Source organism: Enterococcus sp. AZ077 (genome assembly GCF_051714965.1).
GTDB classification, from domain to species: domain Bacteria; phylum Bacillota; class Bacilli; order Lactobacillales; family Enterococcaceae; genus Enterococcus_B; species Enterococcus_B hirae.
This window is the reverse complement of sequence record NZ_JBIOSX010000002.1, coordinates 37975-51727: the sequence shown is the minus strand read 5'-3', so window position 1 is coordinate 51727 and position 13753 is coordinate 37975. Positions and strand designations below refer to the sequence as shown.

The 13753-nt window shown below is 33.5% G+C and carries 19 protein-coding genes; 2 read left to right on the top strand and 17 right to left on the bottom strand.

What is annotated here, in order from left to right:
- Positions 1 to 94 precede the first annotated feature (94 nt).
- The 6 genes from IGL28_RS13555 to IGL28_RS13530 all read right to left on the bottom strand — a co-directional run bounded on the left by IGL28_RS13555 (position 95) and on the right by IGL28_RS13530 (position 6674).
- Entirely contained in the window at positions 95 to 2314 is a 2220-nt protein-coding gene (locus IGL28_RS13555) for a BspA family leucine-rich repeat surface protein (RefSeq protein WP_438843977.1), read from the bottom strand.
- Between the two features lie 19 nt (positions 2315 to 2333).
- A complete protein-coding gene (locus IGL28_RS13550; RefSeq protein WP_081123767.1) occupies positions 2334 to 2540 on the bottom strand; it encodes a hypothetical protein in 207 nt (68 codons plus the stop codon).
- Positions 2541 to 2876: an LPXTG cell wall anchor domain-containing protein gene (locus IGL28_RS13545; RefSeq protein ID WP_128427734.1), complete on the bottom strand. Its 336-nt coding sequence runs from the start codon at positions 2874 to 2876 to the stop codon at positions 2541 to 2543.
- A 1-nt stretch (position 2877) separates the two neighbouring features.
- Positions 2878 to 3891 carry a DUF916 and DUF3324 domain-containing protein gene (locus IGL28_RS13540; RefSeq protein WP_128427733.1) on the bottom strand — a complete coding sequence of 338 codons (1014 nt, stop codon included), beginning with the start codon at positions 3889 to 3891 and terminating at the stop codon, positions 2878 to 2880.
- A 211-nt stretch (positions 3892 to 4102) separates the two neighbouring features.
- On the bottom strand, positions 4103 to 4864 hold the full coding sequence (locus IGL28_RS13535) for a WxL domain-containing protein (RefSeq protein ID WP_325810414.1): 762 nt from the start codon (positions 4862 to 4864) through the stop codon (positions 4103 to 4105).
- A 733-nt stretch (positions 4865 to 5597) separates the two neighbouring features.
- Entirely contained in the window at positions 5598 to 6674 is a 1077-nt protein-coding gene (locus IGL28_RS13530) for a hypothetical protein (protein WP_368026684.1), read from the bottom strand.
- 241 nt (positions 6675 to 6915) lie between these two features.
- On the opposite strand from IGL28_RS13530, the gene IGL28_RS13525 reads away from it, so the two are divergent.
- Positions 6916 to 7530, top strand: a complete 615-nt coding sequence (locus IGL28_RS13525) for a recombinase family protein (RefSeq protein WP_128427632.1) — start codon at positions 6916 to 6918, stop codon at positions 7528 to 7530.
- Positions 7531 to 7553: 23 nt separating this feature from the next.
- On the opposite strand, the gene IGL28_RS13520 is transcribed toward IGL28_RS13525, so the two are convergent.
- From IGL28_RS13520 to IGL28_RS13510, 3 genes are all read right to left on the bottom strand, one after another.
- A complete protein-coding gene (locus tag IGL28_RS13520) occupies positions 7554 to 7904 on the bottom strand; it encodes a type II toxin-antitoxin system PemK/MazF family toxin (RefSeq protein ID WP_002321032.1) in 351 nt (116 codons plus the stop codon).
- Complete coding sequence (locus tag IGL28_RS13515; RefSeq protein ID WP_002287514.1) at positions 7898 to 8161, bottom strand: AbrB/MazE/SpoVT family DNA-binding domain-containing protein; 264 nt, start codon at positions 8159 to 8161, stop codon at positions 7898 to 7900. Before IGL28_RS13515 ends, IGL28_RS13520 begins: the two co-directional genes overlap by 7 nt.
- A 339-nt stretch (positions 8162 to 8500) precedes the next feature.
- Entirely contained in the window at positions 8501 to 8680 is a 180-nt protein-coding gene (locus tag IGL28_RS13510) for a hypothetical protein (RefSeq protein ID WP_002300804.1), read from the bottom strand.
- Between the two features lie 97 nt (positions 8681 to 8777).
- Here IGL28_RS13510 and IGL28_RS13505 point away from each other — a divergent pair, with 97 nt between their 5' ends.
- Positions 8778 to 9014 (top strand): hypothetical protein, encoded by a 237-nt coding sequence (locus IGL28_RS13505; RefSeq protein ID WP_325810418.1) that lies wholly within the window; start codon positions 8778 to 8780, stop codon positions 9012 to 9014.
- A 47-nt stretch (positions 9015 to 9061) separates the two neighbouring features.
- Here the strand turns inward: IGL28_RS13505 and IGL28_RS13500 are convergent, their stop codons facing one another.
- The 8 genes from IGL28_RS13500 to IGL28_RS13465 all read right to left on the bottom strand — a co-directional run bounded on the left by IGL28_RS13500 (position 9062) and on the right by IGL28_RS13465 (position 13736).
- The gene (locus IGL28_RS13500) at positions 9062 to 9769 is read right to left on the bottom strand and encodes a hypothetical protein (RefSeq protein WP_128427628.1); all 708 of its coding nucleotides are present in this window, start codon (positions 9767 to 9769) and stop codon (positions 9062 to 9064) included.
- Entirely contained in the window at positions 9762 to 10199 is a 438-nt protein-coding gene (locus tag IGL28_RS13495; RefSeq protein WP_128427627.1) for a hypothetical protein, read from the bottom strand. The genes IGL28_RS13500 and IGL28_RS13495 overlap by 8 nt, the downstream gene beginning before the upstream one ends.
- 14 nt (positions 10200 to 10213) lie before the next feature.
- The gene (locus IGL28_RS13490) at positions 10214 to 10465 is read right to left on the bottom strand and encodes a hypothetical protein (protein WP_002320549.1); all 252 of its coding nucleotides are present in this window, start codon (positions 10463 to 10465) and stop codon (positions 10214 to 10216) included.
- Positions 10465 to 10671: a DNA helicase UvrA gene (locus IGL28_RS13485; protein WP_128427625.1), complete on the bottom strand. Its 207-nt coding sequence runs from the start codon at positions 10669 to 10671 to the stop codon at positions 10465 to 10467. Before IGL28_RS13485 ends, IGL28_RS13490 begins: the two co-directional genes overlap by 1 nt.
- 442 nt (positions 10672 to 11113) lie before the next feature.
- Positions 11114 to 11374 (bottom strand): hypothetical protein, encoded by a 261-nt coding sequence (locus IGL28_RS13480; RefSeq protein ID WP_002296240.1) that lies wholly within the window; start codon positions 11372 to 11374, stop codon positions 11114 to 11116.
- 365 nt (positions 11375 to 11739) lie between these two features.
- A complete protein-coding gene (gene ssb / locus IGL28_RS13475; protein ID WP_128427624.1) occupies positions 11740 to 12225 on the bottom strand; it encodes a single-stranded DNA-binding protein in 486 nt (161 codons plus the stop codon).
- Positions 12226 to 12227: 2 nt separating this feature from the next.
- Positions 12228 to 13127, bottom strand: coding sequence for a nucleotidyl transferase AbiEii/AbiGii toxin family protein (locus tag IGL28_RS13470; protein WP_368026683.1), 900 nt, complete (start codon positions 13125 to 13127; stop codon positions 12228 to 12230).
- Between the two features lie 12 nt (positions 13128 to 13139).
- Complete coding sequence (locus IGL28_RS13465; protein WP_002293530.1) at positions 13140 to 13736, bottom strand: type IV toxin-antitoxin system AbiEi family antitoxin domain-containing protein; 597 nt, start codon at positions 13734 to 13736, stop codon at positions 13140 to 13142.
- Positions 13737 to 13753 lie beyond the last annotated feature (17 nt).

Below are 13753 nucleotides of genomic sequence, written 5' to 3'. Positions count from 1 at the left end.
TTAATTTTTTCACAAGAAATTAAGTTAGAAAAACACGCAATAATACTGACTAAAAAGCCGAATTACTGCGTGTTTCATTCTTTTATAAAAAATGTTACGCAGGCCCATTGATCAAATTCCATTCTACTTGACCAGAATAAGTTCCTGCTCGTACTTGAGAAACATCTGGTATCACTAATTTTAAATCCCCAAGATCATAATCATAGACACCATTATTCACAGTACTTCCACTACTTTCCATAATAGTATTTGGCATAGTAGTAATTTTATAATTTGCCATTCCTGTAATGCCGCTTCCTTGAAGAGACTGCAAATCTGTTATTGGATCATAATTCCCTGATCCGGTGCTTATATTTTGCATAACTGTCCCATTACTATTAGTCGCTTGAATATAAGCATTAGGAATTTGAATCTTATCCCAAATTAATTGTGCCGTCACATACCACTCATCTTGAGTTCGTGTACGATCCTTTACACCAACATTAAAACTAGTTGTTTTTGGGATTGGTATTTCTTGTTGCCCAGATGATTGAAGTTCCGCTGAATCAAGCGTAAAGGTTGTAGGATAGTAGGCAAGACCTAAACTTCCAGCGGGATCAAGTTTTGTATTATCTGAAGAAGTATCAAATTTATCGCTGACCCATTCTGCTTTAAATTCTGCTTGACTAGACATGAATGTTGAAAAATCTGTAACTTGTTCAATTTTTTGATTAAATGATGGATCAGTTGGAGCCCATCCTTTTAAGGCAAAATCTGCTTTTGTTGGGACATTATCCTCTAGCCATTCTCTTATTTTAGATTGTAGCTCTGATCCTGATAACTGTTCTAGTTCTGTATATGTTGATGTAGGGATTGCTATTTGATAAAAGTAGTAACTTAAATCTGTATTTTTATCATTTTGTCTATCCCAATATGGATTCTTAGCTACATTACCAGTATTTGCGTTAATTCGAATTTCACACTTTGGTTTATACCCTGCTTCTGCATAAGAATAATTCAATAATTTTTTATCTGAAGCAATAATTAGTGCGGGTAAAGGATCATACCCACGACTATATAAGTAAAACATAGGATTATCAAAATCAGGAGATATACTACCTAATTGCGCATCTTCAGCTATCTGCCAATTATCCATGTGTATTGTATCGAGAGAAACACAATTAAAAAACATTCCTTTAAAATCCTTTACATTAGAAATATTCCAATTTCCTGTATTTTCGATAGATTCTAATCCTCGACAATTAAAAAACATCGAGTTCATAGTCGTTACATTAGAAACATTCCAAGTACTTAGATTCAACCTTTTCAATTTGACACAATTTAAAAATACTTCTTGCATATTTGTGACAGTCGATGTGTTCCATTGACTGGTATCTCCTATAGAGGTCAACTGACTGGTATTATTTTCAGACATCCAAATCATCTGATACATAGTTGTTAATTTTCCAAAAGTCCAATGTTGTTGAATCGTTTCTAAGCTATTTAAATTAGAAAATGCTAGCTCCATAGTTGTTACATTAGATAGTGTATTATCTCCAAAATTAATCGTTTTTAAACTAGGAATAAAACTACCATTAAAAGTTGAATACATAGAAATAACGTTACTCATATCTAATCCAGAAAAATCTAGACTGGTTAAATTAGGATACACTACATTAGATATCGCAAATAAATGATTTAGATTCACCCCTCCAGGAGTATTATTTTCTAACTGTACTTTGGTCCCATTCACCGATCTAAAGGTAACACTGTGTACATTAGTAGGAAACAAAGCATTAATATTGGTGTTTAAAAATTTAACTTTCACATTAACCTCTTGACCATTAAAACTAATTTTAGACGGAATAACTAAATCTGTTTTCGTTCCATGATAACCGGTTAATGTGATTGATCCATCTTTATTATTAACATACGTACAATCATTTATTGGAAATGATTCTCCACTTCCTGTTTGAGCTACTGCTAAATTAGATTTAGCCAATTGCTTTTTAGAAGAAACAGAAGATTGCTCAGTTGAATCACTCGATTTTTTTTCTGAAATATCATTGTTTTCGTTATTTTGATCCGATATCTGATCTATCATTTCAGAAGATTTTTCATCTGAAACTATGTTCTCTTCATTTTCTGTACTGCCTGAAGGCTCAGATGATTGTTCACTTTGATTATCAGACTCTAAAGATTCAGATAAATTAGTAGGATCAGAAGTAACCACATTTTCTTCTGCATGACTACTTGATACACCGCTATTACTAGCTAATCCCAATACAAGCACAGAACAAAAAAGTCCATTTATTAATCGTTTCAATCCTCTCACCTTCTTCCCTTCAATATTCCTATAATTGATTATTGATAACGAAAAAATAGATAATACTCATGCCCATTGTTCCCAATGCACACAGTAAACTAAATATATTCAAAAAAAGCAATCGTTTTTCCAACTGTTGCTGAACTACTTTTTTATAGTCTTTTAAAAAAAGATATAGACTCACTATTAGAAAAATGATTCCTAAAGTCATGTAAACCATCGGATAGATATACATTTAGTTTCTCCCCTTCGCTATCTTTTTTAAATAATAGAGAGTACCAGCAAATAAAACGATCACAACTCCTATCCAGGAATACCCATTACTCATGATTTCTCCTGTTTGTGGAAAAATACCGCTTTTTTCTTTAACGATGTTAGAACTATCCGGTTGATTCTTTATAGGGGAATCTTCTCCCGGTAAAGCTTTATCAGGTGCAATCGTTTCCCATAACTCCACAGCTACATCCGTTTCTTTTGAGTCTGCCATATCTGCAAAAACCATCGTAGAGGATTGTAGAAAGAAAACGCCTAAAAACAGAAGAAGTATCATCTTAAATTTCTTATGTTTCATTTTATTTTCCTCTCTTTCTACTTCTTAGAAGTAAGAAAACTATCATCATGAAGGCCAATAAAGCAAACACAAGTGAGCCAATACTTACCCATTTCGGAATTTGGATTTGAAAGACAGATTCTTGATTAATTTTATCGGCCTGTTCTTCCGTAATCTCAAATTCTTTTTCAAACTTCCATTCTTTTTTATCACCGGTCACTACTCCCTTAAATAGATATTTGCCAGGTTTTAAGTCTTCTTTTACCCAGTCAAATTGAAACGGGAAAACAGAGAAAGGGGCTATACTGACATTTTTTTGTTCTTTCATTCGTACCACTTCTTTTGTTTTCTGATCGATGATCTGTCCTTCTACTTTCGAATCTGGAAATATATAAGGGTTCGGATTTAAAATATCTGCTTGAATAATTCGACGACCATCATAAAGAATCGGCCCAACATCTTCTAGTTCGACTGAAATATATTTCTTCATTTGATTTTCTGTTTCATTCGTCAATACTACACCTAAAGTGTAACTATACGTATTTTCAACAGAGACCGTTTGTTTACTTTTTTCTTCATCTTTTTTTTCAGAAACAACAATTCCTCCCAACACGATTCCTTCAAATCGATCTTTAGGCATCGTTACAGTTAATGTTGTTTCTTTCGTACTATTTGCAGGAACTTTCACTTCTGACTGATTGGCCTTAACAATTTGTGTTAATGGTGTCTTCAACAACTTGTGATTTTTAATCATGCCCGTATAATCAATGATCCCATTAGGATTCGTATTTGCATCGGTTACTTTAATTTCTAATGTTTTTTCCTTTGAAGATTCATTGATCAACTTCACTTTGATTTCATCTTTTTCTTCCGGGTTTTCTTTCAAATAAAAATAGCCAACAGAGGAATCCAATTGATGAGCATTTGGCACACCTTCGATGGTAAATCCACCAATCCCTTCTTCCCCATAAGCAATGGTTCCACCACAGAAAAAGATAGATAAGATTAATATTGTAATACCAATCGCTCGTTTCATTTTATTCCATCCTTCTTATATTTATCAGCCTTGTTACATCAATATTACATTGCCTTCATTCATATAAATACTTGAAAAAATTTCTTATCAGAATTAATAGCCACTCATTTGATATTCATCACGATCAACGAATTTACATGTATATTAATAGGTAAACTAACATTCTAATGAATTAATTTACCTATTAATAATTACCCCAACATTACCAATATTAATCAGTAGCAACAGCGGTTCCAGGAGTGACTGCTAAATTCCATGTTACTGTTCCAGAATAATCACCAGCCTGTAAACTAGTTGCATTAGGAATATTAAGTTTTAACGCACCTAAATCACCTAGTTTATAATCATAAGTTCCAATACCTACAGTTGTATTTGATTTAGACATAATTGGTGTTGCCACTTGACCAATAGATACATTACTTTCACCAGTAACAACTTGCGGAGCTTGAGATACTAAATTATTTGTATCAAAATTATCTGTACCATTATTATTATTTTGCATTACTGTACCATTCATATTAGCTAGTTTGATTTCTGCCCCTGGTAAGTTGCCTTTTGTCCATGTTAATTGTGCAGTCAAAATCCATTGATTATTTGTATGAGTGTTATCTTTTACACCAATATTATATGTTGCATTATGTGAGCTATTATTTTCTCCAACATCTGATAAATTTAATTCACTTGCTCCTAATTGACCAGAAAAATTAAAAGCTTTTGGATAATAAGCGATTCCAAGATTTCCATCTTCTCCATTAACAGTTCCTTGTTCATTTAGACCATTGGTAGGATCAGCAGGATCCGTAGGAGCTTTAGGGGTATTTGTATGAGGGACAGTTAATGTTGTCGTAACTGTAGTACTTGCACTGTTTGGATCAGCCTGAGATCCCGTACCCGTTGTATCTGCAAATACACTTCCACCATTTACCAATGAAGCTATTAAAACACTACCCAATAAGATATTTGTTTTTTTCATTTTTGAACCTCTCCTTTTCTAATTTTTTACAAAAACAAAAAACAAATAAAATAATAAAGACAATTCCGAATTGCACTTTACATGTAAAAAATATATCCAAAAGTTAAAATTATCAAGATAGCTAATTTTTCTTTTTATTGTAATTAAAAGAAAAAAAACGAAAAGTAAGAAAATACGTAAAAAATAAAGGTCAAATTTTTTGACCTTTTTATACTGTCTTCTCGAAAATAGTTTTGCTAATATCATTTGTGCCTATTTTTACTTTCTCGATTTTTACAACTTCGTGAGATTCTAATAAAGATTTAGATAAGTTTTTATTGGTTGTCCCATTTAACGCTAATAATGACTGTGGCACATATTGGTTTTCTGTCCTAACACATGTTAAAGCTATTATCATTTTACTTGTACGAATAGCTTTGTCAAAACTCAAATTATAAAATGAACCATTATCACATATCCTAACTGTCATTTTTCTAGATAAATGGCATAAATTTTCAGCGCTAAGTGACAAAAGCAACTAATTTTTCATGATAGATTTTTAAATATCTCAATCTATCTCCAAAATTAGTTGCTTTTGTAGCTATAGTTGACTATGAATATGACAAATAATTAGAAAAAACTGTGCCAATTAAATATAAAAATGACAGATAGGGTCTCACGCTCTTTGTTTTTCGCCATTTAAAGATTGAAATTTTTGCCATTTAAAAAGAAAAGTGACACCTGAGTTAGTAATTTATTTTTTGTTTTTTTCATAAAGCACATATTTTAAAATATTCCCTTCACGATCTTGGACATGAACAGCGATCGGGTGATAGTTCCAGTGTAACCACGGGGTTCCAAATTTGTTTACATCTTCGTTCAGCTTGAGACCAGCAACTATATAATCCGTTTTCTTTTCTTCTACATATTTATTTTGTTGATCCATACTTTCTTGATAAACGTTGTATGGGATATTTATATTCATAAAATACTTAACATTTGGAACAATATTTGGGATTACTGAAAATCCATAATCAACAAATTGATAATTTAACAGAGTTACATTTTTCTTTCCTGTTAAATACTTAGCAAACTCGAGCTGGGCAGGAACTTTAGCATTTGGATTTGTATTTTCAGCATTTTTTATTTGTATACTTGGCCGATCAGTAAAAAATCTCATATCTCTAAAAGTATCATTTGAATTAATCATTAATACAATTCCCAAAATAATAACACTTGATAATAGAAAATTAGTTACAACAGGCCTTTGAAATTTATATCGAATTATTAAGTCTCTTAATAAAACACAAAATCCTAAAAATCCAACCAGTAATACGACTAAATCTAACAGAATATAGTAGTTCAGTGGTATACCACCATAGAAAATAAAATAATTAGTACATACAAATATAAATATCCATAATACTTTAAAAATAATTTGCTTAAAGACTGCCTTGGTAAATAAAAGATAGGCAGATCCTATAATTAAGATAGATATAATAATTTTGTTTTGCCACATTAATGTAGCAAATATCTTCAATGTATTAAAAAAACGACTAAATATATTTATATTATTCCCTTGATCAACTAATTGAGGATATAGCATCATGTTAAACTTAAAATAAACAAAATACATTTCATGTAAAGCATTGTTAATTATAAAATACAAAATAATTGGAATACTCACTAATAAAAATCCTAATAGACTACAAATCACTGCTTTAATTGCTTGTTGATAGTCTTTCTTTAATAGATAATATATTCCGAAAAAAACAAAAAAACCTATCCACGGACTAATTAACGTATACTTTATCCAAAATACACACCCCATAAACAATCCTTGAATAAAAAATTGTTTACCTTTTATTTTTTCGCTAGTATTAGAGATAGATATAATTAAAATTCAAAAATTTGTGCCATTTAAATATAAAAATGACAGATTAATTTTATAAGAAAAAATTATGTCTGTTTTGAGTGTACCCTAAATAGACACTGATATAACATTGAAAATACTGGTTTCCTAGTGTGTGATTAGGGTGTATTTTAAATAGTTTAGAAAAGTAGGGAAAAATTTGAAAATTGCGTATATTCGAGTGTCATCGATTGATCAAAATGAACAACGTCAAATTGAAGAAATGAAAAAATTTGGTGCTGAAAAAATTTTCATTGAGAAACAATCTGGCGCAACGATTACTCATCGACCGATTTTCCAGGAAGCTTTAGATTTTGTCCGTGAACAAGATATTTTTATTATCGAAGCCATCGATCGATTAGGCAGAAATTATGACGAAATCATTGACTCAGTCAATTACCTCAAAAAGAAAAATGTGCAACTAATCATCACTAGTTTACCAATCATGGCTGAAGCAATTGGAAATCCTCTCCTGGATAAATTCATCAAAGATTTGATCATTCAGATATTGGCCATGATTGCCGAACAGGAACGTACAGAATCTAAACGACGTCAGGCACAAGGAATTAAGATTGCAAAAGCGAATGGTGTTTACAAAGGACGTCCTAAACTCTATAGTGCAGATACAAAAGATCCCCAACGTCGTCTTGTTTATAAAAACATCGTTGAGGATCTAAAAAAAGGTGTTGCGATCGCTAAGATTGCAAAAGACTACAATGTTACGAGACAAACCGTATATAGAATAAAAAAAGACAGCATGGTCAATCACGAATAGTTGATCATGCTGCTGTTTCTATTTTATTTGCTTACTTTTTGAAAAACTGTTCTAACTTTCATCAATAACTCCTCAACTAAACTATCATGCGCTTTTTCCAAAAAAATACACTCTCTGGCTTCATAATCAATTGTCGTTAGTTGATCTAATAATACTTTTCCTGTTGTCTTCATTTCATATTCTGAGTTTATATTTACATATAGCGGATAGTTTCTAGTTGTACTAGAAATTGGAGCAACTGTAACAACGTTACTATAATCCGCAATAATATCATGACTTAAAACAATATAAGGTCTTTTACCTGTCTGTTCGTGTCCAGATCGAGGTGCTGTATTCAATAATAGAATATCGCCTTGTCTAGGTTTTCTCACCATTTTTCATTACCTACTGCTTCACCTAAATTTTGAATCGTCACATGATTTCTTTCATCAGTGTAATTTTCAAATAACTGTTCAATTGTTAATTCATTTTCTATATTAGCCGCTTCGATAATTAGCCGCTTCTGACCGTTTACTTCTTCTTGTATTATCTTCACTTTGTCTTCTGTATGAATTCCAAGATATTCCATAATATACTTTGGCAATCTAAGGCCATTACTATTTCCCCATTTTTTTATAGGTAACATTTCCATAGTAGACACCTCTTTCTGTATATACATAGTATAACATACATAAGAAAAACGTATATACTTAATTATCCTTTTCTATTAAATTAGATTAACATTCCATGAATCCATAAACTATGTTAACATTTATATGAAAATAGTCGAAAGGAAATCATAATATGTTTAAGAAAACAAAATCTTTAGAATCAGGTAAGAAAAAAATTGATCTAAAAATAATCTCTACTGGATACTTTAAAGATTTCATAGTTATTGATACAAAATGGAATAAAAAGGACATAGAAAATATTCTAAATAGTAGGAACAATTAAGTGCTATCACTTTTGTTTCTTCAAATGAAAAGTGACGTCACTTTTTGAGTGCTGGTACATCAAATCCTGCTTTTTCTTGCGCGATCAATAGATCTAACGCAATACACATAATCTTAGATTCACTTTTTCCGTACTTCTGCTTTAGTTGCTGCAATTCTTTTTGTCTCTTTTCATCTAATGTCACGGGTAACCGTTTATTTCCTATTGCAATTGGCATTAGTACTCTCTCCTTTCATCGAAATAATCCTATGAAAAATATGGCTGCAATCAACTTGAATATTAGACTCACAAGGGCTAACACAAAGCGCCAAAAGATCAAACAAAATATCAGTATTCCTAAGAATACTACGAAGTTTAAATGCACAGCTGCAGCATGGCGCATAAGTATTTCGCCAACAAATAGGACTAACAATAGAGGAATGATTTTATTCATATGGATCTCCTTCTTTCTCTTAGGTTATCGGGTGTTGCCCGCTTATTTCGCACCACCTAAGCGGCGGGGGCGGTTGGAGCGATTGGTGCGAAATAAGAACCATTCCCTTAGTTACTAGGTTTTTTTGTCCTTATTTCACACATTCTCACTTTTCGGTATAAATGATTATTGCCTTTTTTTCCTTTCAAATCGTTGATATGGCATTCGTTTACGGTCAAGTTCATTTTGGATTTCTTCTGTATCGTCGTAAGTGTAGGTATCTAAAAAATCAGTTAAAGTCGTGTACCAGTCGTCGCCTAGGTTATCTACTTCTTCTACATATTCCCTCAAAAATGCTTCGGGTACAGCGAGTTCATAATCCATTCCAATTAACACGATAGATTCCGTTCCACACGTCAAAAATCTAGTAAATACAAGGTAATAATCGTCTATCGTCGCATTTTTGCTGTTTAGCTCTTCCATTTCTTCTTCCATTAATTCCATGCTCTCAAAAATTGAATAATATTCTGATTCTGAGTAATAGTGTTTCCTGCAAATCGTGTAGCTGACAAAGTTTTCGACCAGCTCACTCCTTTCTAGGTAAACATTCATGATGTATTTTTCTGTTTCTAGTCGTAGAAGCTCCGTTCCTTTTTTTACCGTTTCAGGACGACGTTTATACACGTCTAAATAATTATTGCTGACTGTGACCTTCGTTTGACTCGTTTCACTTTCCAAATACAATTGTTCTTCGACTCTTTGAATAAAGTACTTCATTTCTTCCATACAACTAAAGTCTTTTTGAATCCGTCTGATTACTTCATTCAAATGTTCTTTGTTTGTTAAAAAGTGTGACACATCTTCCGTTGTTAGTTGATAAATCACCTTATTCATTTTCGTTGTCCTCCTTTTTCATGGTGTAATAGGCGCCATACTTATTGATATTTTCAAAATAATCTAACCATTCACTTGAAACAGTCTTGGCTTTTTTCGTTTCGACAAATTTCGCATACGTTAGTTCTAAAGCTTGATATTCAGAAGGTTTAATAGTGCTTGGTTTGACACCTACTTCCAAGCATAGTAAGGCTTGGAAAAACCATTTTGCATTTTGTTTTTTCAGTTCTTCCAGTGTTCGATAGTACGTCGCAATGAGATTCATTTCGACACCTGATTCAATCATTTCTTCCACTGCGACTGACAATTTTTCTTTATAATGTTTTTTAGGGACACGTGTTTCTTTGTATAGGAATGTCATATCCTCCATTTTTTGTGCCATTTTATCCAAAGGTAATTTGACAAATTCGTCATAGTAATTTTGAGCCATATTTTTTCTCCTTTTTAGTTCTCTAATTTGGTTAACCAATATTCGTTTTCATAAGTTTCCAAGTTTTCTTGATAATGCAGTTCATATCCTGCAATCTTCACTAGGTCTTCAAATAGCATAGTCGGTGCATCCTCTACTAAAGGGGTTTCTATCGTCCAGTACCGCGGAATAAGTAAAGCTTCTGCTACTTTTTCAGAAATGACTTCTTTGTCCACCAAAATTTGAACGACTTCTTTTACAGTCAATAATTTATGTTGTGTTTTCATCAGCGTTTCTTTCCTTTCTCATCAATCAAAATATAATCGCCATAAGACAAGGTGTATTTTTTTCCGCATGTTGGACATTGATACAAACGATAGCTTTTGATACATTTCGCTCTTTGTCCACAATCGCATTTGACAGTATGTGGTGCATGATAGTTTGGGAATAATTCGCTGAAGGGAACACCCCAATAATCAAATTTCTTTCGCATGATTGATTCTGCCTCCTCTTAGGAAAGGGTTTACTTCCTTTCGTTAGTTCTTTCTTTATTGATTTGTTGGCCAGAATGAATCAACTAAAAGCGACAAGGACAAGGGCGCGCAGCGTGCCATTTACCCTTGTCCTTGTCGCTTTTTGGTGATAAAAGGCAACTTGTTGCCGGTCTGGCAAATCAATAAAGAGATAACGAACAGGAACGAACCTTTTGGTGAGAGGAAGTTTTTTCTATTTTGTCTTGCTTTGCAAGACACCATATCTTAGTGAACGTGCAGCGTTCACTTTCTTCTCGAACGGCGGTGGCGGTTGGAGTGAAAGAGAGGTTTTTCAATTGAGAAGGCGCTTGCGACTTCCTAAAAAGGCCTTTTCATTTTTCTTGTTTCTATGTAAAACAAAAAGAGTTGCAGTCCTACATTAGGATTGCAACTCTTCTTTTTTTATATGCCCATCGATCGCGTAAAATGATCGGGATTTCTAACATACATGCTAGCAATAACCAGCTGATTTCGTTTATTGAAGTGACCTGTGACGGCAATATTGTATTTTCCATCATCCATAATTAGCAATTTATCGATAATTTCAATATCTGCAACTACACAATTAATCGATTCATGAATCGTTTGTAAAGTAAAGCGAACCAATAACGGTTGCGTTTTTATTACTCGGATTTTATCAAGCAAACCAACATATTTGTTCATCACAATCACCTCGCTAAAATTATAGCAAAAATCCAATCATTTGGATATTTCAATTATGCTATAATAGTCTTGCTGTCTGCTACCCCGGCCTAATCTGGCAAGGGGAGGAGGTTATAGGTTTGAAAATTCTTTTTGATTTTGTTTTTGCAATCATGGCAGAAGTAGCCGCGCACTATATCTGCAAATGGCTTGATTGTAAATTTACCAAGAAAGACAGTAAGCCTACCCGTTAATTCTTATAATAGAAACGTAAAAGAAAACCACTAGCCCGCCAGCTAGTGGTTTTTGGTTATAGATTGAAAATTCTTTTTGTTGACTAAATTATAACATAAACCGTAGCAAATGCAACCAATAGAAAATGCTACTTAAAACGGTAGATCATCATCGCTAATATCGATTGATTGTCCACCAAATGGATTCTGTGAAGCGTTCAATCCATTGTTGTTAGGCGTCGCTATATCCCGTTGTTCAAAAGTGGTGGTGCTTGGACTGGTGGACGATTGATCAGCGTGCGCACGGCTTTCTGTCGCTGCTTTGCTTTCTAATAGTTGGAAATTATCGGCCACAACTTCTGTCACATACACACGTTGTCCTTGCTGGTTGTCATAAGTCCGTGTTTGAATCCGTCCGACAACGCCGATCAAGCTGCCTTTTTTAGCTAATGTCGCCATCGTTTCTGCTGGTTTGCGCCAAATCACGCAATTGATAAAATCAGCTTCTCGATTGCCGTTTTGATTCGTGAAATTACGATTAACGGCTAGGGTAAAAGTAGCCACTGCTGTGCCACTTGCGGTATAACGTAAATCTGGATCTTTGGTTAACCGTCCTACTAAAGTTACATTATTGATCATTTTTATCTCTCCATTTCTCTGTTCATCTGTTGGTGTCTTTGATAAGCTATTTTTCGCTCTTTTTCTTCGACGTGAATCACTTTTTCCATCAAATTACTAATCGAATCCATTGTCTCTTCGTACGTGATCGACGCAGCATAAGGATTGCTTTTTTGATATTTCTTCCAGGTATCTTTTAGCTCATGACTATTTTTCAGTACATCCATATCCTTTTCGTAATAAATCTTTAACGGATCAGTTTTTCCTCGACGTGTAAATGTATTTCTCACACTATCTTTCAAGGTCTTCTCATCGATCTTTTCCATTTTAGGAATAGTATAGAGATCATAAAAATCTTTTCCTCTCGAATTATCTGTAAAAAAATCAAAGGTTGCACTTAATTTTTCGGCAATAATTTGTTCTGTAGGATAAGATTCCAAAGGAATCGTTCGATCTTCAAACATCAATTTATGACTATGAGTGATCGTTGCAGGATAGATCGAGTCACCTGTAGTCACATCTACCTTAAAATCTGGCCGCATATTTTCCAAATGTGCCAGCACACGTAAGCTAAATCCTGGATAGTAATCGGCTTCTCTCGTTTCTTTCATTCCTTGAATCTCAAATTGAATGCCTTCTTTCGTCGGCGTTGAAAAAATATCGTTTAGAACCGTTGTTAATGTTTCTTTGGTTACTTTCATTTCCCGTAAAGTCGTATCAATGTCTTTGGTTGTACGATTTTCAATGCCATACTTTGAGCCAATTAAGAAGCCGCCTTTTAACACAAAATTTTCACGATAAGGAGACTCTGAGATTTTTTCCAAGAATTTTTCCATCATAAAATGTCTTAAAACAAGCTGCGGATCAACTTCTTTTTCTCTAGAAATATTCTTCACTTTTGCTTTTAATTGCGTAGGTGTCATGTGTATTCTCCTTTAATTTAAAGCCATAATATAAGAGCGCATCGTTTTATCTGTAGGCAAAATTCGTCGATACTCATTCAATTTTCTAAGATTTTTTCTGTCCGACTCCATGTAGTTTTTGATTGCTTTTACTTTGATTTCATCCTCAACGTTATACCAGGGATTCCAAATGTCACACAAGGTTCTTTCTGGATCATAAGCTATAACAGGATTCCCATAGCGACTCTTTATTTCGATCTTGCCTAATTCATACCATTCCGCTTTTGAATAGTGTAACTCAACCGCGAATTCCTTCAACCCCTTTTCAGAAACGTGATAACCGTAAGGTACGGTTAGATCGATCTGTCTAGGGATCATATCCGTTAAATCATATAAATCCAACGCGGTGATATGCGAAATAATGCCGCGTTCATATTTTTTTTGCGCCATAAACAATTCATCAGGAAATTGACCAGGTAAGGTGAAAAAGCCTGGATACTCTCGATCCAGCTCCCCTCGATCTACCATACGTTTGATCGTAACAGGAGAAATGCCCGCTTTTTTAGCATCCTTCAAAGCCAAAGTTCCATTAAATTCTTCTAGTAGCTTATATACCATTGCTTTTGTCATTTTCTCCCTCCTTTGTA

Excerpts from the sequence above, each read along its gene's own strand:
- IGL28_RS13550 (WP_081123767.1), bottom strand. The coding sequence starts at position 2,540 with ATGTATATCTATCCGATGGTTTACATGACTTTAGGAATCATTTTTCTA.
- IGL28_RS13545 (WP_128427734.1), bottom strand. The coding sequence starts at position 2,876 with ATGAAACATAAGAAATTTAAGATGATACTTCTTCTGTTTTTAGGCGTT.
- IGL28_RS13540 (WP_128427733.1), bottom strand. The coding sequence starts at position 3,891 with ATGAAACGAGCGATTGGTATTACAATATTAATCTTATCTATCTTTTTC.
- IGL28_RS13535 (WP_325810414.1), bottom strand. The coding sequence starts at position 4,864 with ATGAAAAAAACAAATATCTTATTGGGTAGTGTTTTAATAGCTTCATTG.
- IGL28_RS13530 (WP_368026684.1), bottom strand. The coding sequence starts at position 6,674 with ATGGGGTGTGTATTTTGGATAAAGTATACGTTAATTAGTCCGTGGATA.
- IGL28_RS13520 (WP_002321032.1), bottom strand. The coding sequence starts at position 7,904 with ATGGTGAGAAAACCTAGACAAGGCGATATTCTATTATTGAATACAGCA.
- IGL28_RS13515 (WP_002287514.1), bottom strand. The coding sequence starts at position 8,161 with ATGGAAATGTTACCTATAAAAAAATGGGGAAATAGTAATGGCCTTAGA.
- IGL28_RS13510 (WP_002300804.1), bottom strand. The coding sequence starts at position 8,680 with ATGCCAATTGCAATAGGAAATAAACGGTTACCCGTGACATTAGATGAA.
- IGL28_RS13500 (WP_128427628.1), bottom strand. The coding sequence starts at position 9,769 with ATGAATAAGGTGATTTATCAACTAACAACGGAAGATGTGTCACACTTT.
- IGL28_RS13495 (WP_128427627.1), bottom strand. The coding sequence starts at position 10,199 with ATGGCTCAAAATTACTATGACGAATTTGTCAAATTACCTTTGGATAAA.
- IGL28_RS13490 (WP_002320549.1), bottom strand. The coding sequence starts at position 10,465 with ATGAAAACACAACATAAATTATTGACTGTAAAAGAAGTCGTTCAAATT.
- IGL28_RS13485 (WP_128427625.1), bottom strand. The coding sequence starts at position 10,671 with ATGCGAAAGAAATTTGATTATTGGGGTGTTCCCTTCAGCGAATTATTC.
- IGL28_RS13480 (WP_002296240.1), bottom strand. The coding sequence starts at position 11,374 with ATGAACAAATATGTTGGTTTGCTTGATAAAATCCGAGTAATAAAAACG.
- ssb (WP_128427624.1), bottom strand. The coding sequence starts at position 12,225 with ATGATCAATAATGTAACTTTAGTAGGACGGTTAACCAAAGATCCAGAT.
- IGL28_RS13470 (WP_368026683.1), bottom strand. The coding sequence starts at position 13,127 with ATGACACCTACGCAATTAAAAGCAAAAGTGAAGAATATTTCTAGAGAA.
- IGL28_RS13465 (WP_002293530.1), bottom strand. The coding sequence starts at position 13,736 with ATGACAAAAGCAATGGTATATAAGCTACTAGAAGAATTTAATGGAACT.